Below are 17,436 nucleotides of genomic sequence, written 5' to 3' on the forward strand. Positions count from 1 at the left end.
GGCTGATCCAACCCGCCCATGCTGACCTGTTCCGTACACCCGCTGCCCTATCGCGCCAACCCTGCCGACTACTTCGCGGTCATTCGTCATGCCCCCGGTGCCGTGCTGCTCGACAGCGGCCGCCCCAGTGCCGAACGCGGACGCTTTGACCTGCTCAGCGCCTGGCCGCTGGAACAACTGGCGGTCGCGCCTGACGAACGTGGCAGCGATTTCCTGCAACGCCTTCGGGACAATCTGACGCGCCTGGGCGAAGCATCGCTGCCCGTACCCTATGAGTTGCCGTTCGCGGGCGGCTTGATCGGCTACCTGAGCTACGACTTCGGCCGCCACCTGGAAAACCTGCCGAGCCAGGCCCGGGATGACCTGCAGTTGCCGGATGCGCGCTTCGGCCTGTACGACTGGGCGCTGATCAGCGATCACCACCAGGCCACCAGTCAATTGGTGTTCCACCCGACGCTGGCCGAGAGCGAACGCCTGCGCCTGATCCAGCTGTTCAGCCAGCCCGCCGCTGAAGCGCTCGAGCCGTTCAAGCTGCAAGCGCCGATGAATGCCGACCTGAACGCTGAACAGTATCGCCAGGCGATCGAGCGCATCCAGCAATACATCCAGGCTGGTGACTGCTACCAGGTCAACTTCGCCCAACGCTTCCGCGCGCCCTGCCAGGGTGATCCCTGGACGGCGTACTGCGCGTTGCGATTGGCGTGCCCAACGCCGTTTTCCGGCTTCCAGAGCCTGCCCGACGGCGGCGCGGTGCTGAGCCTGTCACCGGAACGCTTCGTCAAAGTCAGCGAACGTCATGTGGAAACCCGCCCGATCAAAGGCACGCGCCCACGGGGCCTTACCGCTGCCGAGGACGCGGCAAACGCCGCCGAACTGCTGGCCAGCCCCAAGGACCGCGCGGAAAACCTGATGATCGTCGACCTGTTGCGCAACGACCTCGGTCGCACCTGCCGCACCGGTTCGGTTCGTGTGCCTGAGTTGTTCAGCCTGGAAAGCTACCCGAATGTGCATCACCTGGTGAGCAGCGTGACCGGCGAACTGGCGGATGATCGGGATGCGCTGGACCTGATCGCCGGCAGCTTCCCGGGCGGCTCGATTACCGGCGCGCCGAAAATTCGCTCGATGCAGATCATCGACGAGCTGGAACCCACCCGACGCGGCCTGTATTGCGGCTCACTGTTGTACCTGGACGTGCGCGGCGAGATGGACAGCTCCATCGCCATCCGCAGCCTGCTGGTCAAGGATGGGCAGGTGTTTTGCTGGGGCGGTGGCGGAATTGTCGCCGATTCGGAGTGGCAGGCCGAGTATCAGGAGTCGATCACCAAGGTGAAGGTGCTGCTCGATACCCTGCAAAACCTCTAAAAGCTTCGCCGGCAAGCCGGCTCCTACAGGGATTGCGACAATCCTGTAGGAGCTGGCTTGCCAGCGAAGGCGTCAGACCAGACGACTAAAGGCTCAAGGTACGGTTGGAAGCCTTGATGAATTCCTGCTTCAGTTCTTCAAACGTATGCACCGCCGGGAACTGCGGGAACTCGGCGATCACATTGTCCGGTGCATGGAACAGAATCCCGGCGTCCGCCTCACCCAGCATGGTGGTGTCGTTGTAGGAATCCCCTGCGGCAATCACCCGGTAGTACAGACTCTTGAACGCCAGTACCGACTGACGCTTCGGATCTTTCTGACGCAACTGATAGCCCGTCACCCGGCCGGTATCGTCAGTAATCAGTCGATGGCAAAGCAAGGTCGGAAAGCCGAGCTGACGCATCAACGGCTGGGAAAACTCGTAGAAGGTGTCCGACAGAATCACCACCTGGAAGCGCTCGCGCAGCCAATCGACGAACTCAACGGCACCGTCCAGCGGCTTGAGCGTGGCGATCACTTCCTGGATGTCGGCGAGCTTCAGGCCGTGCTCGTCGAGAATCCGCAAGCGCTGCTTCATCAGCACGTCATAGTCGGGAATGTCCCGGGTGGTGGCCCTGAGGGATTCGATCCCGGTTTTTTCGGCGAACGCGATCCAGATTTCCGGGACCAGCACACCTTCAAGATCCAGACAGGCAATTTCCACAAGACACTCCCATTGGTATTGTTTATTGAGTCGAGCGAGCCCGAACTCTAGCGACAACTCCCCCACCACGCAACGCACAGGACGCCCCGGCCAGTGCTGCTTTTTGTTAACATCGGCCCCATATAGAGCGCCCAGCGCCACCGACCTGTAGGAAGCCGCCCTGATGAGCCCAACGTTCGACGTCGTGGAACTCGCCACGACCTATGCCAACAAATCCGCCCAGGACATCCTGAAACTCGCTTTTGCCGAGTTCGGCGATGATCTGTGGATATCTTTCAGCGGCGCCGAAGACGTGGTGCTGGTGGACATGGCCTGGAAGCTGAACAAGAACGTCAAAGTGTTCAGCCTCGACACCGGCCGCTTGCACCCCGAGACGTACCGCTTCATCGATCAAGTGCGCGAGCACTACAAGATCGACATCGAACTGGTGTCGCCGGACCACACCAAACTCGAACCGTTCGTGAAAGAAAAAGGCCTGTTCAGTTTCTACAAGGACGGTCATGGCGAATGCTGTGGCATCCGCAAGATCGAGCCGCTGCGTCGCAAGCTGTCTGGCGTGAAGGCCTGGGCCACCGGCCAACGTCGCGACCAGAGCCCGGGCACGCGCAGCGCCGTGGCGGTGATGGAAATCGATACCGCGTTCTCCACCCCGGAACGCACCCTGTACAAGTTCAACCCGCTGGCACAGATGACCAGCGAAGAGATCTGGGGTTACATCCGCATGCTGGAGCTGCCGTACAACAGCTTGCACGAACGCGGCTTCATCAGTATCGGCTGTGAGCCGTGCACCCGCCCGGTATTGCCGAACCAGCACGAGCGTGAAGGCCGCTGGTGGTGGGAAGAAGCCACGCAGAAGGAATGCGGGCTGCATGCTGGCAATATCATCAGCAAGTCGTAACAACGCTCCCACAGAAAATGTGTACACACAACTGTCACCATCGGTGCCATTTGTGTGTGCACTTTTTGTTTCCTCGCCCCAAAAAGTTACATTCCCCCGCCTGAAACGCCCAGCCACACCCCTCCGAAAAGCCACCCGTAAAAATAAATAACTGCTTGATCGGTCAGCTTATATCGCCCGTTTTTCAGCGGTTTGCCGCCAATTGATAACAAAACGAAATCAGCCGCACATTCCATATATTCAGGACTGGCACGCATCTCGCTTAAGTGCATACATGTTTTGTATACAATAAATCCAAAACATACACACTTAGATCCGCAAGCCTGAAGCGCCCTATCCCGTACAGGCTGCAGATGCCCCGTAACCAATGATATTCGCTACTCCGCGACGAAGATTTGTCGAGCCATTGCGCTCATGCACAGTCATCGCGGTGTCGAGCATCAGGAGCCTGCCGGAATGCGTACAAGTCTTTCCAACAACAATATCGCGCTGGATCTACCCTCCTCCCACTCCACTCCAACCAGCGGTGATCAAACACTGCAATGCCCCGTGGTACTGAGCCCTCGCCTGCATAACAAGGACCTGGCGCCGACCAAGGCCGAAGGCAGGCGCTGGGGTCGCTACAGCATCTTCGCGTTGTGGACCAACGATGTGCACAACATCGCCAACTACTCGTTTGCCATCGGCCTTTACGCCCTGGGCCTGGGCGGCTGGCAGATTCTCCTGTCCCTGGGCATCGGCGCGGCGCTGGTGTACTGCTTCATGAACCTGTCGGGCTACATGGGCCAGAAGACCGGTGTACCGTTTCCGGTGATCAGCCGGATCAGTTTCGGCATCCATGGCGCGCAGATTCCTGCCTTGATCCGCGCCGTGATCGCCATCGCATGGTTCGGCATCCAGACGTACCTCGCCTCGGTCGTGTTCCGCGTGTTGCTGACCGCCATCCACCCCGGATTCGCCGAGTACGACCAGGATTCGATCCTCGGCCTGTCGAGCCTGGGCTGGGTGTGTTTCGTGGCGATCTGGCTGGTGCAGCTGGCGATCCTTGCCTACGGCATGGAAATGGTTCGGCGCTACGAGGCCTTTGCCGGACCGGTGATCCTGCTGACCGTCGCTGCTCTTGCCGCGTGGATGTACTTCCAGGCCAATGCGACCATCGCCTGGTCGATCCGCGAGCCGCTGAGCGGTGGCGAGATGTGGCGCAACATCTTTGCCGGCGGTGCGTTGTGGCTGGCGATCTACGGCACGCTGATCCTCAATTTCTGCGACTTCGCCCGCTCGTCGCCGTGCCGCAAGACCATCAAGGTCGGAAACTTCTGGGGCCTGCCGGTGAACATCCTGGTATTTGCCGCCATTACCGTCCTGCTGTGCGGCGCGCAATTCCAGATCAATGGCCACATCATTGAAAGCCCTACCGAGATCATCGCCTCGATCCCCAATACCTTCTTTCTGGTCCTGGGTTGCCTGGCGTTCCTGATCGTCACCGTCGCGGTCAACATCATGGCCAACTTCGTCGCCCCGGCCTTTGTCCTCAGCAACCTGGCGCCCAAATACCTGACGTTCCGTCGTGCCGGGCTGATCAGCGCGACCATCGCCGTGCTGATCCTGCCGTGGAACCTCTATAACAGCCCGCTGGTGATCGTCTACTTCCTCTCCGGCCTTGGCGCCCTGCTCGGCCCGCTGTATGGCGTGATCATGGTCGACTACTGGCTCGTACGAAAAGGCCAGGTCAACGTGCCGCAGTTGTACAGCGAAGACCCGAACGGCGCCTATTACTACAGCCGCGGGGTCAACCTGCGCGCCGTGGCGGCCTTCATTCCCGCCGCACTGATCGCCATCGTCCTGGCGCTGGTGCCGGGTTTCCACCTGGTGTCGCCGTTCTCCTGGCTGATCGGTGCCGGGATTGCCGGGATGCTCTACCTGATCATCGCCAAGCGCCAACCTCACTACGCCGACGTCAGCGGTGAAGCCATCGCCGTGGACAACGTCAGCCATTGACTCCATCGCGGCCCGGCAGCGTCGGGCCGCTGAACCACCCGCTATAAGGAATTCCCATGCGTATTCTCGTGGTCAACGTCAACACCACCGAATCCATCACCCAGGCCATCGCCCGCTCAGCCCAGGCCGTGGCCGCGCCCGGCACGGAAATCGTCGGCCTGACGCCCTACTTCGGCGCCGACTCGGTCGAAGGCAACTTCGAAAGCTACCTGGCCGCGATTGCGGTGATGGATCGGGTCATGGCCTACGACCAGCCCTTCGATGCCGTGATCCAGGCCGGTTACGGCGAACACGGCCGTGAAGGCCTGCAGGAATTGCTCAACGTACCGGTGGTGGACATCACCGATGCGGCAGCGAGCACCGCGATGTTTCTCGGCCATGCCTACTCGGTCGTCACCACCCTCGACCGTACCGTTCCGCTGATCGAAGATCGCCTGAAACTGTCCGGGCTGTGGGACCGCTGCGCCTCGGTGCGGGCCAGTGGCCTGGCGGTGCTGGAACTGGAGCACGAGCCGCAACGCGCGCTGGAGGCCATCGTGCATCAGGCTGAACTGGCGGTGACCCAGGACAAGGCCGAGGTGATTTGCCTGGGCTGTGGCGGCATGGCCGGGCTGGATGAGCAGATTCGCCAGCGCACCGGGGTGCCAGTCATCGATGGTGTGACGGCGGCGGTGACCATTGCCGAATCGCTGGTGCGGTTGGGGTTGTCGACGTCCAAGGTGCGGACTTATGCGACGCCGCGGCCGAAAAAAATCATTGGCTGGCCGGGGCGGTTTGGCAGGTAGATCGAGTCATCGTTCATCGCGGGCAAGCCTCGCTCCTACAAGGGGTCTGTGTCGCTCACAAATCCCCTGTAGGAGTGAGCCTGCTCGCGATGGCAGCACCTCGGTTTCAGGCCTGCCTCAAACGGCACTGAACCTCTGCCCCAACCCCTGCCCGGCAAACTGCTCGATAATGAAATCCACAAACGCCCGGGTCTTGCCCGGCAGCAGCTTGTGCTCAGCGTAATAGATAGAAATATTGCCATCGTCGACATACCAGTCCGGCAGCACCCGCTCCAACGTCCCCGTCTCCAGATAACCCACGGCAAACGGCATGCTCACCAGCGCAATGCCCAAGCCCTGGGCTGCCGTGGCACAGGCCGCCTCCGAATCGCTCATGGTCATCCGCGCCTTGAGCGTCAGCGGGCTGTGTTGTCGGGTGCGGCTGGTCAACTGCCAGGAGCGCACGCGGCCGGTCTGGGGCGAGCGAATGAGGATGCCGTCGTGACGCTTGAGATCATCGGGCTCATGGATCGCTTCGTGCGCCGCCAGGTAACTGGCCGAGGCCACCAACACGCGATGGGCCGGCGTCAGCTTGCGCGCCACCACCCCTTGGGGCAGTTCGAAGCCGCCACCAATCGCGGCGTCGAAACCCTGGGCGATCAGGTCGACCTGACGGTTATCGAAATGCCAGTCCGGGTTGATCGCCGGAAAGCGTCGCAAAAACTCCCCGAGAAGCGGCACGATGTATAAACGCCCGAACACGGTGCCCATGCTGACCTTCAACGTGCCCGCCGGACGCCCCTCGGCGCTGGCGAGATTGGCCACGGCATTCTGGATCGTGTGCAGGCTGGCACTGACTTCGCTTAAAAACAGCTGCCCGGCCTCGGTCAGCGTCAGGCTGCGGGTGCTGCGCTGAAACAACCGTACCCCCAGCCGCGCCTCCAGCTTGGCCACGCTCTTGCCCACGGCCGCCGGCGTCAGGCTCAAGCGTCGCGCGGCCTCGGCAAAGCTGCCGACCTCGGCACTGCGTACAAAGCATTCGATACTGCTGAAGGTTTCCATAGACGCCATTATAAACCGTTGGTTTACACAGACTATCGCAATTACCGTCTACACAGCGTGTAATCCTGAATCGATACTAGGCTCCATCAACCGGGACATCTCGCCTCGGGACTTTGGAGATCGATATGACTACTCAGAACCTCAGCGGCAAAGTGGCTTTGATCCAGGGCGGTTCCCGCGGCATCGGCGCTGCCATCGTCAAACGCCTGGCCGCTGAAGGCGCGACAGTCGCCTTTACCTACGTCAGCTCCACGGCCAAGGCCGAAGAATTGCAAAACAGCATCACTCAGGGCGGCGGCAAAGCCCTGGCCATCAAGGCTGACAGCGCTGACGCCGAGGCCATCCGCAACGCTGTAACGACCACCGTAGAAGCCTTTGGCCAACTGGATATCCTGGTGAACAACGCTGGCGTGCTGGCCGTTGCACCGTTGGAAGATTTCAAACTCGAAGACTTCGACCAGACCCTGGCGATCAACGTACGCAGCGTGTTCATCGCCACCCAGGCGGCGGCCAGGCACATGACCGAAGGCGGTCGAATCATCAACATCGGCAGCACCAACGCCGACCGCATGCCCTTTGCAGGTGGCGGCCCGTACGCCATGAGCAAAGCGGCGCTGGTTGGCCTGACCAAAGGCCTGGCCCGTGACCTCGGCCCCAAAGGCATCACCATCAACAACGTGCAGCCAGGCCCGGTCGACACCGACATGAACCCGGCCCACGGCGACTTCGCCGACAGCCTGATTCCGTTGATGGCTGTGGGGCGTTACGGTAAAGCCGAAGAGATCGCCAGTTTCGTCGCGTACCTGGTCGGCCCCGAAGCCGGCTACATCACCGGCGCGAGCCTGACCATCGACGGTGGCTTCGGCGCCTGATGCAGGTGACTCACCGTGGGGGCGAGCAAACTCGCTCCCGCAGTTTGGATCGTCAGGCCCAATCGAGCGCTGGCAAACCACAGGCGCTGGGCTTGAACGCCTTCAGCGAACGAAGAATGCCATCGGCGTGTGCGTACTTTTCGTCAGCCATCGCCGCATCCGGAATCGCAATCGCCGTCATCCCCGCCGCCTTGGCCGCCGTGACTCCGAACGGCGAATCCTCGAACACCAGGCAATCCTGCGGCTCGACACCCAGGCGTCGCGCCGCCGTCAGGAAAATATCCGGCGCCGGTTTGGCCGCGCCGACTTCCGGGTCATCGGCGGTGACGATGAAATCGAACAAGGCGAACCACTCACGATGCAAGGTGGTTTTCTGGCCGAACGACTGGCTCGAGGAACTGGTCCCCACCGCAATGGGAATGTTATGTGCCTTCAAGTGCCGAACCAGCTGTTCTGCACCCGGCATCGCCTGGGCCTCAGGAAAACGCTCGCGCATCAGCGGCTCGCGAATCACCAGGAACTCTTCGGCACTGATCGGCAGGTCCAGCGCCTGCACCACATAGCGCGCCAGGTCACCCGCACCACGGCCAATGATGTTCTGTTTGACGCTCCAGTCGAACGTGCGGCCATAGCGCGCGGCAATCGTGGCCGTGACTTCGGTGTAGATCCCCTCGGTGTCCAGCAGCAAGCCGTCCATGTCGAAAATCACGGCCTTGATGGGGCCGAACTCCTTGAGCGGTGAATTCATCGCATCTGATCCGTTTTCATGGCATCCCAGGCGGCTAATCGATGGCCGGTCCGTGACAGATTAAAGGTTTCAGCAGCATAACGAGCCGCCGTGGCCAAGAGCAACGGGAGCGTGACGCAAAAAGTACCCTACGGGTATCAGCTTGGTTCGCCTGAGCCATCTTCCTCGGCAATGTCCGTATCGTCCGGATCTGCTTCGACATCCGTGCGCTTGAGGTCATCGTTGGGTACCTGCTCGACTCCGGGCTCGTCATCGGGCGGCCGCTGATCGCGACTCAGGGAATCGGTAGGCGATGGCAGGGGGTATTCAGGGGTGTCGTCGATATCATCGACGACTTTCGGATCAGTGTTCATGGGGCACCTCTCAACGGACCTGTAAAGGCAGGTCCTGACCGTTGGAGGGAGAGTCGATCGTCAGGTTCGATCAGGGAGACCATCGGCCATGTTGCCGAGCGAATCCGTCAGTGATGTTTGTTCTTGTGCTTGTGTTTGTGCTTGTGACCGCCACCGGAATGGGATCCGCCATCGTCGCTGCCCAGATTGTTGCCGACCGCACCACCGGCTGCGCCACCCAGGCCTGCGCCAATGGTCGAACCGGTTCTGCCACCCAGGCTGTTACCGATGACCGAACCACCTGCTGAACCCAATCCGCCGCCCACCGCCGCTTCGGTGCGACTGCCCTTGGGTGCGCCGATCGCGCTACCGGCGGCGCCACCGACACCGGCACCAATCGCAGCGCCCGTGCTGCCGCCCATTTGTCCGCCTACCACGTTGCCCAACGCACCACCAATACCACCGCCAACGGCCGCGGTACCGTCTCCTGCAGCCAGTACGAACGGTGTAAACAACAATCCAAAAACAAACGCCGGCAACGTCAAGCGTCGAGCACCTGGGTATCGCACTTCCTTGCCTTTGGTTTTCGGGGTCATGGCACGCCTCGTCTTCTATCGGGGGGTATGGAGCATTTGAGGTGCCAATGGCAAAAACGTTCAATAACGCAAAAGCCCGGCATCAAGCCGGGCTTTTGTTGTCGACCCTGGGGATCAGTGACGCTTGTGACCGTTGGCCAGGTTGCTGCCTACGCCGCCGCCCAAGGCGCCGCCCAGGCCTGCGCCGATGGTCGAACCGGTCTTGCCGCCCAGGCTGTTGCCGATCACCGAACCACCGGCAGCACCCACGCCGCCACCGATGGCCGCGCTGGTACGGTGGCCTTTCTTGGCGGCAACCGCGCTGCCCGCCGCGCCCGCAACACCCGCACCAATTGCGGCACCGGTGCTGCCACCCATGCTCCGGCCAACGACGTTACCCAGCGCACCACCCAGGCCGCCACCAAGGGCGGCAGTACCGTCACCGGCGATTGCACCTTGAGCAACCAGAAGACCCAGAACCAGAGCAGGCAGAGTGAAACGCATGACAGAAAACCTCAAAAATAGGGGGTGAATTTCAAAAGGGTCGAGATTGAATGCTTTAGAGGGAACAAAGTCCAGACATGCGCGCGCTCAACCTCGTTGTTGGCGACGATTGGACAGCAATTTTGGAAAAGGTTTTATCGCAGGCAAAAAAAAGCCCGCTGGGGAACGGGCAGGGTGTTGCTTCTAACGGATGAGTTGAGCCTACGTACGATCTTGTGAAAAGTTTGTGAAAACTTTCCAGATTAAACATTCGTTCACACATGCCCCCTGCACGCACAAAAAACCCCGTTCGATGACGGGGTTCGCTTGCGGGTCATTTACTTGCTGGCCGGTTCTGTAAACTTGGGCAGGAATTTTCCCTTCAGCGTTCGACAAGCCTTGGTCTTGATCTTGAGGACCTTGGCCTGATCTTCGCCAAAGCTGGCCACATACTCCGTCTGGCCGCATTGAACGTAGTTGTTGATCGGATATTCTGCGCCGTCGTCTTCGATATACGGTTCAGTCATCGCTTCACCCCTCTCAAAAATACGGGATCGACACCGGCAAGCCCTTTGCCCGAAAAATATCGATCACCAAGGATTTTGAGACTAGCCGGTCATTAACGGACCTGCGGTTCAAGAAACCGAATGCCCGACGAATGGGCGAAGTCTGTCAGAGCAGTTTCACCAACATCGCAGTGACGGTGGCTACCGTGCCAATGAACCTGATGGGTTCATTGGAGTGGCCGTGCCCAGAGTAGGATAAGATGCCAGCAAACCAGGCTCGCTGTGAGTAGCCCCGCATGACAGAAAACAGTCGGAACACCCCCCGTCTGATCAAGAAATACCCGAATCGCCGTCTGTATGACACGCACACCAGCAGTCATTTGACCCTTGCGGATATTCGCCAATTGGTCGTCGATAGAATTCCGTTCGAGGTGGTCGACGCCAAGACTGGCGAGAACCTGACCCGGAGTATTTTGCTGCAGGTCATTCTGGAAGCCGAAAGCGGCGGTCAGCCGATATTCTCCAGCGAGATGCTGATGGGGATCATCCAGTTCTACGGTCCCTACCAGAGCGTCCTCGGCAGCTATCTGGATAAAAGCATCCAGACGGTCATCGACATCCAGTCCCAGACCGGCGCCCAGTCCTCCGAAACCTGGAGCGCGTTCATGCACCAGCAGGCACCGGTCATGCAGGACCTGATGCGCCAGTATGTCGACCAGTCAAAAGCGCTCTACCTGAACACCCAGAACCTCTTCGGAATGTTCGGCGCGGTGCCACCCGGCAAGCCAGGCGCTGATGGCGGGCCGAAAAAAAATGGCGATGGGGAGTAAACCCATCGCCATCCTGTAATCAGCCTGCTCAGGCTTACTTGCTATCAGCCTTGCCACCAGCAGCGGTTTTGCCAGCTGCAGCGGTCGCTGCGTCAAAATTGCTCTGGGCAGCGTCAGTAGCCTGTTTTACAGCTTTCTGTGCACTTTCAAAAACGGCACCGGCATTGGCCAGCGACGACTTGAACCCGGCCACGACTGGCTCGGAGCCAGCCGGTGCATTCTTGCTGATCACCTCAACGAACTCACGCACCTGCTGGGTGCCCGCCTCGACCTGACGCGAGGCCAGCTTGGCGATTTCCGAGTGAGTGTCGACAATCAACGCTTGCACTTGGCGATTGTAATCAGCCAGGCGTTCGGCTTGCACATTAGGCTGGGTCAAAGAAGCCTGGAGCTCAGCGAAACCTTGTGGATCACGTACCGAAAGCAGCTTGCGAAAGCCGTCGAACTGCTCTTCGGTGGTGGCCTGCAGGGTCTTGAACTGCAACTGGCTCAGCTGCTCGACACTGGAGAAGATTTTGCCGCTGATTTGCTGCAGGAGGTCGAGGTTGGCTTTCTGAGCGTCTTGAAATTTTTCCGCGTTGAAAAAAGACATGCTTGAATCTCCTGGTTAGAAGGCCGACTCGGGCCTGAGGACGCGATAGCGATCCTGCCGGTCATCGCGTTAGGTTTCATATTGCAGTGCACAATTCCTTTTGGCAACGATTTTTTGTGCGCCGCACAAAAGACTTTCCCCTCCTGCCCAAAATCGCTATAGACTCCTGACAACGAACGGACAGCCAAAGCCTTTGCTTTGTTAATGAGCCGCAGACGCGCGCTTGTCATGCATATCGTCGGGAGATCACCATGGGCCAGGAAGACAGTAGTGCATCGCAACATGAAAAGCCCTCCTCACAACGCGGCCTGTGGGAACACCTGAGTCATCTGCAGCGCCTCAATGCGCTGAACGTCCTCGAGGCTGTGCGCCAGCGCCAGAAAAAAACCCTCGCGCCCCTCAAACGAGGTCAACTCAGACAACCTACACCTGCTCAATGGCAGGAATATGTCATCGACTTCAGCCAACGCTGCCTGCTGTTCTGGGACACCCTGCGCCAACGCGGCGACAACAGGCTGGCCCATGAAAGCGCCGGGTATCCGCTGCTGCTCAAGTTCGATCATGAAACCTTGATTGCAGGCCCCGATCTGCCCCGCCCGGTCAACTTTTCGCTGCTGCGGATCCTCCCCGGCCCCGAGCAAAAAATCGACGGCAGCAGCCAGCCGGTGATCATCATTGACCCGCGCGGCGGACATGGTTCGGGAATTGGTGGCTTCAAGCAGGATTCGATCATAGGTGAGAGCCTCAGGGCCGGGCACCCCACCTATTTCATCTCATTCAGTCACTCGCCACAGCCTGGGCAAACCCTGGACGATATCGTCCAGGCCCAGGCCCGGTTCATCGAGGCCGTCAGCGCCCTGCACCCGGCCAACAGCAAGCCGATCATCATCGGTAACTGCCAGGCAGGCTGGGCCTTGATGGGACTGGCGGCCACACGACCGGAGCTGCCGGGACTGATCATTATCAACGGCGCCCCCTTGTCATACTGGGCCGGCGTCAATGGACGCAATCCAATGCGCTATACCGGCGGCCTGCTGGGTGGCGGCTGGATGGCTCACCTTGGCAGCGACTTGGGCAATGGCCGATTTGACGGTACCTGGCTGGTCAGCAACTTCGAAAACCTGGACCCGGCCAACACCTATTGGGGCAAGTACTACCAGCTGTTCAGCCAGGTCGACAGCGAGGCCGGGCGCTTCCTCGATTTCGAACGTTGGTGGGGCAGCCCGACCCTGCTCAATGGCGAAGAGATCGAGATGATTGTCGATGATCTGTTCATCGGCAACCAATTGTCGGGCGGTCCCGACCGCAAGAGCAACGGTATCGACCTGAAACGGATCGAAGTGCCGGTGGTGGTGTTCTGTTCCTACGGCGACAACATCACCCCGCCCCAGCAGGCATTGAACTGGATCGCCGATGTCTACTCCAGCGATCTCGCCTTGCAGGAGGCAGGTCGTACCATCGTCTACCTGCGGCACGCCAGCATCGGCCATTTGGGGATCTTTGTTTCCGGCCAGGTCGCGCGACGCGAACACCGCGGGCTGCTCGGCGCGGTCGAAGCCATCAATGCGCTGCCGCCGGGGTTGCATGAAATGCTGATTGACGATCTGCCGGCCCCTTCAGGCAGCGATGACGTGCAATACCAAGTGCGTTTCGAATCAAGGCGAATTGCCGATATCCACGATGACGACGAGCCTGCCCGTGATGACGATCGCGAATTCTCTACCGTAGTGCGCGCCTCTGAAATCAACAGCGCGTTTTACGACGGATCAATACGTCCGTGGGTGCGCCAGATCATCAACGAACCCATGGCCGAATGGATGCGCAGGACACACCCCTTCCATCAGCAGCAATTGTTTTGGAGCAGCCTGAATCCGGCGCTGTGGTGGTTACCCGGGACCATTTCCACGGTCAACCGTCATCGTCGTCCCGTACACCAGGACAACCCGTTGCTGGCCTGGCAGGAGCTGTTCTCCGACCAGATGCAAGACACCCTGAATGCGTACCGCGATGTGCGTGACGCCACTCAGGAGATCTGTTTTTACAGTATTTACGGCGCACTGGGCGCCTTCACCAGCACCCAGCCTGCTCGAAATCTCCAGGCGCCTGGGCCGAACGCCCAGTGAGTCGGTTGTCATCCGCAGGAGGCCCTCGTGGAGCCCCATCTCTCAATGAACCTTCACCGGAAATTAGCGGTGCATCCGTTCGACGTAGTCGCTGGCGAAGCCTGGGATCTTGTGATCCCCGCACCGTCCGATAGCGCTCAGGGGTCGCACCGGCAAGATGTCCTTGAGCACAGGCAATGTCTCATGGGCACGATATTGTCCGGGGGTCATGCCAAACCAGCGGGTGCATGCCTTATGGAAACTGCTGTGATCATGAAAGCCGAGCAGGTGGGTCACATGCTTGAGGTTGTAATGAGAGTGGCGCAAATAGAATTCGGCCATCTGCCGGCGCACATCGTTGAGGACATCCTTGAATTGCGTGCCGTCCTTCTCAAGGCCTCGTTGCAGCGTGCGCTTGCTGATGTTCAGTGCCGCCGCAATCGACTCCATGTCACATTGCCCCTGGCCTTGCCCCTGGCTCAAACGCTCGGTCACCAGCCCGCGAATCCTGCCAACAATGGAGTAACCGGACAACAGGTCCAATTGAGCCACGGCAAAACTGTCATGCAGCGTGGCCAGCGCCTCGTTGGCCATGCTCAATGGCCTCAGGAGCTCCTGGCCATCGAACAGGATGCTGTCATAGGCCGCGCCGAAACTCAGCGGGCAGCCAAAAAGCCGCTGATGCTGCGACGTGTCTTCAGGCTCGGGATAGGTGAACTCCACACTCAAGGGTTGCGGAAACTTGCCACCTGCCAGCCAACGACAGAAACCCAGCAGCGAAGCCAGGGCGGCATCCGTGTATTGCCGGGGTTTGACCGAGCCATGTTGCTGATGATCGAGACTGGCCAATCGATAATGCTGCTCCTCCTGGACCAGGAAAAGGCTGAACCCGGTACCGATCAACGGGCTGAAACGAACCAGGCGCTCAAGCGCCCTTTTCAGGTTCGAACTGGACATCATCGTGTAACCCACGATCTGGAAACTGCTGGGATGAAATTCCCCGTAGGCTTTCAAGCCGATATTGGGATCATTCGAAGCCTCGGCCGCCAGCTCCCAAAGACGATAGATAACGCTTCGCTCGCAGAATGCTCCTGGTTTATTCACGAACCCGACATCCAGTCCCGCCTCCTCGAACAGACCGGAGAGGTCGAGGCCCTGGGCCAAAAACGTATTCGCCAGCACGCTGGCATAACCTGAACTAATCCTATACATGGCGTCCTCAATGACCAGTGGAACCGAACGTCCTGTCCGGAGCCGATGCTGACACGTGTAGAACATATTTCAACTGTGTTGCAGAAATATTAACTATCCATTCAGTTCTAAGTATTGATCCAGTATAGGTACTCCCCGCTTTTTGCCACCCCCCTCCCTCCCCGCGTGGCACCGAAGGACAGGAGAACGTCACCTTCAAACACTTCCCGCACGACCCGTCGATAACCAACAATCCCCACTCCTGCAGCGCAAAAGAAATGGAGTAGATGTATGGAATCGCGTAGTCGTATTGCTTTGGTAACGGGTGGTATGGGCGGTATTGGTACGGCAATCAGCCAGCGTCTGTACAAGGAAGGATTCAAGGTAATCGTCGGCTGCAGTTCTGATTCCAGCCGCAAGAACGACTGGGCTGCCAGCCAGCGTGAAGCGGGTTACGAGTTCGAGTTCATCTATGGCGACGTCACCGATTGGGAGACCACCCGCAAGGCTTTCGAGATGGCTCGTGAACAATTCGGCCAGATCGATGTGCTGGTCAACAACGCTGGCATCACTCGCGATGCGTCCTTTCGCAAGCTCACTCCAGAAGACTGGAACAGCGTGATCGGGACCAACCTGACAGGCCTGTTCAACACCACCAAGCAGGTCATTGAAGGCATGCTCTCCAAGGGTTGGGGGCGAATCATCAATATCTCCTCGATCAACGGTCAGCGTGGCCAGTTCGGCCAGACCAACTACTCCGCCGCCAAGGCTGGCATCCATGGTTTCACCATGGCACTGGCCCGGGAAGTCTCCGGCAAGGGCGTAACCGTCAATACCGTATCCCCAGGCTACATCCAGACCTCCATGACCGCGGCCATTCGCCCGGACATTCTCGAAGGCATGATCTCGGGTATCCCGGTAGGTCGCCTTGGCCTGCCGGAAGAGATCGCCTCGATCGTGGCCTGGCTGGCATCCGATGAGTCCGCCTACAGCACCGGTGCCGACTTCTCGGTAAACGGCGGCATGAACATGCAGTAACCCCGGCCAGGGCATGAATGCCCTGGTTTGCTCGACGAATTTTGTCTTTTCCATGAGGTCATGCATGAACGAAGTCGTAATCGTTGCCGCTACTCGTACCGCCATTGGCAGTTTCCAGGGTGCTTTGTCTGCAATTCCCGCGACCGAACTGGGTGCCGCAGTGATTCGCCGCCTGCTGGAGCAGTCGGGTGTCGAAGCTGCGCAAATTGATGAAGTGATCCTCGGCCAGGTCCTCACTGCCGGTGCCGGGCAAAACCCGGCACGCCAGACCGCGATCAAGGCTGGCTTGCCACACACCACGCCTGCCCTGACCTTGAACAAGGTCTGCGGCTCCGGCCTCAAGGCAGTCCATCTCGCCGTGCAGGCCATCCGTTGCGGCGACGCGGAACTGATCATCGCTGGCGGCCAGGAAAACATGAGCCTGGCCCCCTATGTCCTGCCCAAGGCCCGCACCGGCCTGCGCATGGGCCATGCGCAACTGCAGGACAGCATGATCCAGGATGGTCTGTGGGACGCCTTCAACGACTACCACATGGGCATCACCGCCGAGAACCTGGCGCAGAAATACGAGATCTCCCGTGAAGCACAGGATGCCTTCGCTGCCGCTTCGCAACAGAAGGCCGCCGCCGCCATCGAGGGCGGGCGTTTCCAGAGCGAAATCACCCCGATCCTGATCCCTCAGCGCAAGGGCGAACCGCTGGCTTTCGACACCGACGAACAGCCGCGTGTCGACAGCACCGCGCAAGCCTTGGCAAAACTCAAGCCGGCCTTCCAGAAAGACGGCAGCGTGACCGCTGGAAACGCTTCGACCCTCAACGACGGTGCAGCCGTGCTGTTGCTGGCCAGCGCCGCCAAGGCCCAAGCCCTGGGCCTTCCGGTACTGGCCAAGATCAAGGCCTACGCCAGCGCCGGTGTGGACCCGTCGATCATGGGCATCGGCCCGGTCCCGGCGACACGCCTGACCCTGCAAAAGGCCGGCTGGAACGTCGAAGACCTGGACCTGATCGAAGCCAACGAAGCCTTCGCCGCCCAGGCGCTGGCGGTTGGCAAAGAGATGGGCTGGGACACCAGCAAAGTCAACGTCAACGGCGGCGCGATCGCCCTTGGCCATCCGATCGGCGCGTCGGGGGCACGGATCCTGGTGTCGCTGGTGCACGAACTGATCCGTCGCGATGGCAAGAAAGGACTGGCCACCTTGTGCATCGGTGGCGGACAAGGCGTCGGCCTGGCTATCGAACGCTAACCAACGGCATCCGAATAGCCAATGCGCGGACCAGATCCCCCTGCTCCGCGCATCAGGCTGGCATCAGACAACGTTGCCCGCCTCCCTTGCCGTCGCTACGCCGCAATCCGGCATAGCGCGGCTTTTTTCTGCCCGGC

18 protein-coding genes are annotated in these 17,436 nt (G+C 59.9%); 9 read left to right on the forward strand and 9 right to left on the reverse strand.

What is annotated here, in order from left to right; genetic code table 11:
* Nucleotides 1–18: 18 nt before the first annotated feature.
* Nucleotides 19–1,362, forward strand: a complete 1,344-nt coding sequence (gene pabB / locus HFK74_RS04715; protein ID WP_180202556.1) for an aminodeoxychorismate synthase component I — start codon at nucleotides 19–21, stop codon at nucleotides 1,360–1,362.
* 85 nt (nucleotides 1,363–1,447) lie between these two features.
* Here pabB and thrH read toward each other — a convergent pair whose 3' ends face one another.
* The gene (gene thrH / locus HFK74_RS04720) at nucleotides 1,448–2,065 is read right to left on the reverse strand and encodes a bifunctional phosphoserine phosphatase/homoserine phosphotransferase ThrH (protein ID WP_180202557.1); all 618 of its coding nucleotides are present in this window, start codon (nucleotides 2,063–2,065) and stop codon (nucleotides 1,448–1,450) included.
* A 163-nt stretch (nucleotides 2,066–2,228) separates the two neighbouring features.
* Here thrH and HFK74_RS04725 point away from each other — a divergent pair, with 163 nt between their 5' ends.
* The 3 genes from HFK74_RS04725 (at nucleotide 2,229) to HFK74_RS04735 (ending at nucleotide 5,746) form a co-directional block, all read left to right on the forward strand.
* On the forward strand, nucleotides 2,229–2,963 hold the full coding sequence (locus HFK74_RS04725; protein WP_033044110.1) for a phosphoadenylyl-sulfate reductase: 735 nt from the start codon (nucleotides 2,229–2,231) through the stop codon (nucleotides 2,961–2,963).
* A gap of 456 nt (nucleotides 2,964–3,419) precedes the next feature.
* On the forward strand, nucleotides 3,420–4,961 hold the full coding sequence (locus tag HFK74_RS04730) for an NCS1 family nucleobase:cation symporter-1 (protein WP_180202558.1): 1,542 nt from the start codon (nucleotides 3,420–3,422) through the stop codon (nucleotides 4,959–4,961).
* A gap of 56 nt (nucleotides 4,962–5,017) precedes the next feature.
* Nucleotides 5,018–5,746 carry an aspartate/glutamate racemase family protein gene (locus tag HFK74_RS04735; RefSeq protein WP_180202559.1) on the forward strand — a complete coding sequence of 243 codons (729 nt, stop codon included), beginning with the start codon at nucleotides 5,018–5,020 and terminating at the stop codon, nucleotides 5,744–5,746.
* Between the two features lie 117 nt (nucleotides 5,747–5,863).
* On the opposite strand, the gene HFK74_RS04740 is transcribed toward HFK74_RS04735, so the two are convergent.
* The gene (locus tag HFK74_RS04740; protein ID WP_180202765.1) at nucleotides 5,864–6,787 is read right to left on the reverse strand and encodes a LysR family transcriptional regulator; all 924 of its coding nucleotides are present in this window, start codon (nucleotides 6,785–6,787) and stop codon (nucleotides 5,864–5,866) included.
* A gap of 125 nt (nucleotides 6,788–6,912) precedes the next feature.
* Between HFK74_RS04740 and HFK74_RS04745 the strand changes: the two genes are divergently transcribed.
* Complete coding sequence (locus HFK74_RS04745; protein WP_180202560.1) at nucleotides 6,913–7,659, forward strand: 3-oxoacyl-ACP reductase family protein; 747 nt, start codon at nucleotides 6,913–6,915, stop codon at nucleotides 7,657–7,659.
* A gap of 52 nt (nucleotides 7,660–7,711) precedes the next feature.
* Here HFK74_RS04745 and HFK74_RS04750 read toward each other — a convergent pair whose 3' ends face one another.
* The 5 genes from HFK74_RS04750 to HFK74_RS04770 form a co-directional block, all read right to left on the reverse strand.
* Nucleotides 7,712–8,407 carry an HAD-IA family hydrolase gene (locus tag HFK74_RS04750; protein WP_180202561.1) on the reverse strand — a complete coding sequence of 232 codons (696 nt, stop codon included), beginning with the start codon at nucleotides 8,405–8,407 and terminating at the stop codon, nucleotides 7,712–7,714.
* Nucleotides 8,408–8,544: 137 nt separating this feature from the next.
* Entirely contained in the window at nucleotides 8,545–8,760 is a 216-nt protein-coding gene (locus tag HFK74_RS04755; RefSeq protein ID WP_180202562.1) for a hypothetical protein, read from the reverse strand.
* Nucleotides 8,761–8,867: 107 nt separating this feature from the next.
* The gene (locus tag HFK74_RS04760; RefSeq protein ID WP_008061777.1) at nucleotides 8,868–9,335 is read right to left on the reverse strand and encodes a glycine zipper domain-containing protein; all 468 of its coding nucleotides are present in this window, start codon (nucleotides 9,333–9,335) and stop codon (nucleotides 8,868–8,870) included.
* Between the two features lie 114 nt (nucleotides 9,336–9,449).
* Nucleotides 9,450–9,818 (reverse strand): bacteriocin, encoded by a 369-nt coding sequence (locus tag HFK74_RS04765; protein WP_180202563.1) that lies wholly within the window; start codon nucleotides 9,816–9,818, stop codon nucleotides 9,450–9,452.
* Nucleotides 9,819–10,135: 317 nt separating this feature from the next.
* Entirely contained in the window at nucleotides 10,136–10,324 is a 189-nt protein-coding gene (locus HFK74_RS04770; protein ID WP_180202564.1) for a hypothetical protein, read from the reverse strand.
* A gap of 275 nt (nucleotides 10,325–10,599) precedes the next feature.
* Between HFK74_RS04770 and phaR the strand changes: the two genes are divergently transcribed.
* The gene (phaR, locus tag HFK74_RS04775; protein WP_180202565.1) at nucleotides 10,600–11,133 is read left to right on the forward strand and encodes a polyhydroxyalkanoate synthesis repressor PhaR; all 534 of its coding nucleotides are present in this window, start codon (nucleotides 10,600–10,602) and stop codon (nucleotides 11,131–11,133) included.
* Between the two features lie 34 nt (nucleotides 11,134–11,167).
* Here phaR and phaP read toward each other — a convergent pair whose 3' ends face one another.
* Nucleotides 11,168–11,725 (reverse strand): TIGR01841 family phasin, encoded by a 558-nt coding sequence (gene phaP / locus HFK74_RS04780; RefSeq protein WP_180202566.1) that lies wholly within the window; start codon nucleotides 11,723–11,725, stop codon nucleotides 11,168–11,170.
* A gap of 251 nt (nucleotides 11,726–11,976) precedes the next feature.
* On the opposite strand from phaP, the gene HFK74_RS04785 reads away from it, so the two are divergent.
* Nucleotides 11,977–13,848, forward strand: coding sequence for a DUF3141 domain-containing protein (locus HFK74_RS04785; protein WP_180202567.1), 1,872 nt, complete (start codon nucleotides 11,977–11,979; stop codon nucleotides 13,846–13,848).
* 63 nt (nucleotides 13,849–13,911) lie between these two features.
* Here HFK74_RS04785 and HFK74_RS04790 read toward each other — a convergent pair whose 3' ends face one another.
* Nucleotides 13,912–15,039: an AraC family transcriptional regulator gene (locus HFK74_RS04790; protein WP_180202568.1), complete on the reverse strand. Its 1,128-nt coding sequence runs from the start codon at nucleotides 15,037–15,039 to the stop codon at nucleotides 13,912–13,914.
* A gap of 270 nt (nucleotides 15,040–15,309) precedes the next feature.
* Here HFK74_RS04790 and phbB point away from each other — a divergent pair, with 270 nt between their 5' ends.
* On the forward strand, nucleotides 15,310–16,056 hold the full coding sequence (gene phbB / locus HFK74_RS04795; protein WP_179054640.1) for an acetoacetyl-CoA reductase: 747 nt from the start codon (nucleotides 15,310–15,312) through the stop codon (nucleotides 16,054–16,056).
* Nucleotides 16,057–16,120: 64 nt separating this feature from the next.
* Entirely contained in the window at nucleotides 16,121–17,299 is a 1,179-nt protein-coding gene (locus tag HFK74_RS04800; protein ID WP_180202569.1) for an acetyl-CoA C-acetyltransferase, read from the forward strand.
* Nucleotides 17,300–17,436: the final 137 nt, after the last annotated feature.

The sequence above is a fragment of the Pseudomonas sp. SbOxS1 genome, from assembly GCF_013416725.1.
GTDB lineage: Bacteria > Pseudomonadota > Gammaproteobacteria > Pseudomonadales > Pseudomonadaceae > Aquipseudomonas.

Bases quoted from the DNA above. Each gene is read 5' to 3' on its own strand.
- pabB (WP_180202556.1), top strand. From the start codon at position 19: ATGCTGACCTGTTCCGTACACCCGCTGCCCTATCGCGCCAACCCTGCC.
- HFK74_RS04725 (WP_033044110.1), top strand. From the start codon at position 2,229: ATGAGCCCAACGTTCGACGTCGTGGAACTCGCCACGACCTATGCCAAC.
- HFK74_RS04730 (WP_180202558.1), top strand. From the start codon at position 3,420: ATGCGTACAAGTCTTTCCAACAACAATATCGCGCTGGATCTACCCTCC.
- HFK74_RS04735 (WP_180202559.1), top strand. From the start codon at position 5,018: ATGCGTATTCTCGTGGTCAACGTCAACACCACCGAATCCATCACCCAG.
- HFK74_RS04740 (WP_180202765.1), bottom strand. From the start codon at position 6,787: ATGGAAACCTTCAGCAGTATCGAATGCTTTGTACGCAGTGCCGAGGTC.
- HFK74_RS04745 (WP_180202560.1), top strand. From the start codon at position 6,913: ATGACTACTCAGAACCTCAGCGGCAAAGTGGCTTTGATCCAGGGCGGT.
- HFK74_RS04750 (WP_180202561.1), bottom strand. From the start codon at position 8,407: ATGAATTCACCGCTCAAGGAGTTCGGCCCCATCAAGGCCGTGATTTTC.
- HFK74_RS04755 (WP_180202562.1), bottom strand. From the start codon at position 8,760: ATGAACACTGATCCGAAAGTCGTCGATGATATCGACGACACCCCTGAA.
- HFK74_RS04760 (WP_008061777.1), bottom strand. From the start codon at position 9,335: ATGACCCCGAAAACCAAAGGCAAGGAAGTGCGATACCCAGGTGCTCGA.
- HFK74_RS04765 (WP_180202563.1), bottom strand. From the start codon at position 9,818: ATGCGTTTCACTCTGCCTGCTCTGGTTCTGGGTCTTCTGGTTGCTCAA.
- HFK74_RS04770 (WP_180202564.1), bottom strand. From the start codon at position 10,324: ATGACTGAACCGTATATCGAAGACGACGGCGCAGAATATCCGATCAAC.
- phaR (WP_180202565.1), top strand. From the start codon at position 10,600: ATGACAGAAAACAGTCGGAACACCCCCCGTCTGATCAAGAAATACCCG.
- phaP (WP_180202566.1), bottom strand. From the start codon at position 11,725: ATGTCTTTTTTCAACGCGGAAAAATTTCAAGACGCTCAGAAAGCCAAC.
- HFK74_RS04785 (WP_180202567.1), top strand. From the start codon at position 11,977: ATGGGCCAGGAAGACAGTAGTGCATCGCAACATGAAAAGCCCTCCTCA.
- HFK74_RS04790 (WP_180202568.1), bottom strand. From the start codon at position 15,039: ATGTATAGGATTAGTTCAGGTTATGCCAGCGTGCTGGCGAATACGTTT.
- phbB (WP_179054640.1), top strand. From the start codon at position 15,310: ATGGAATCGCGTAGTCGTATTGCTTTGGTAACGGGTGGTATGGGCGGT.
- HFK74_RS04800 (WP_180202569.1), top strand. From the start codon at position 16,121: ATGAACGAAGTCGTAATCGTTGCCGCTACTCGTACCGCCATTGGCAGT.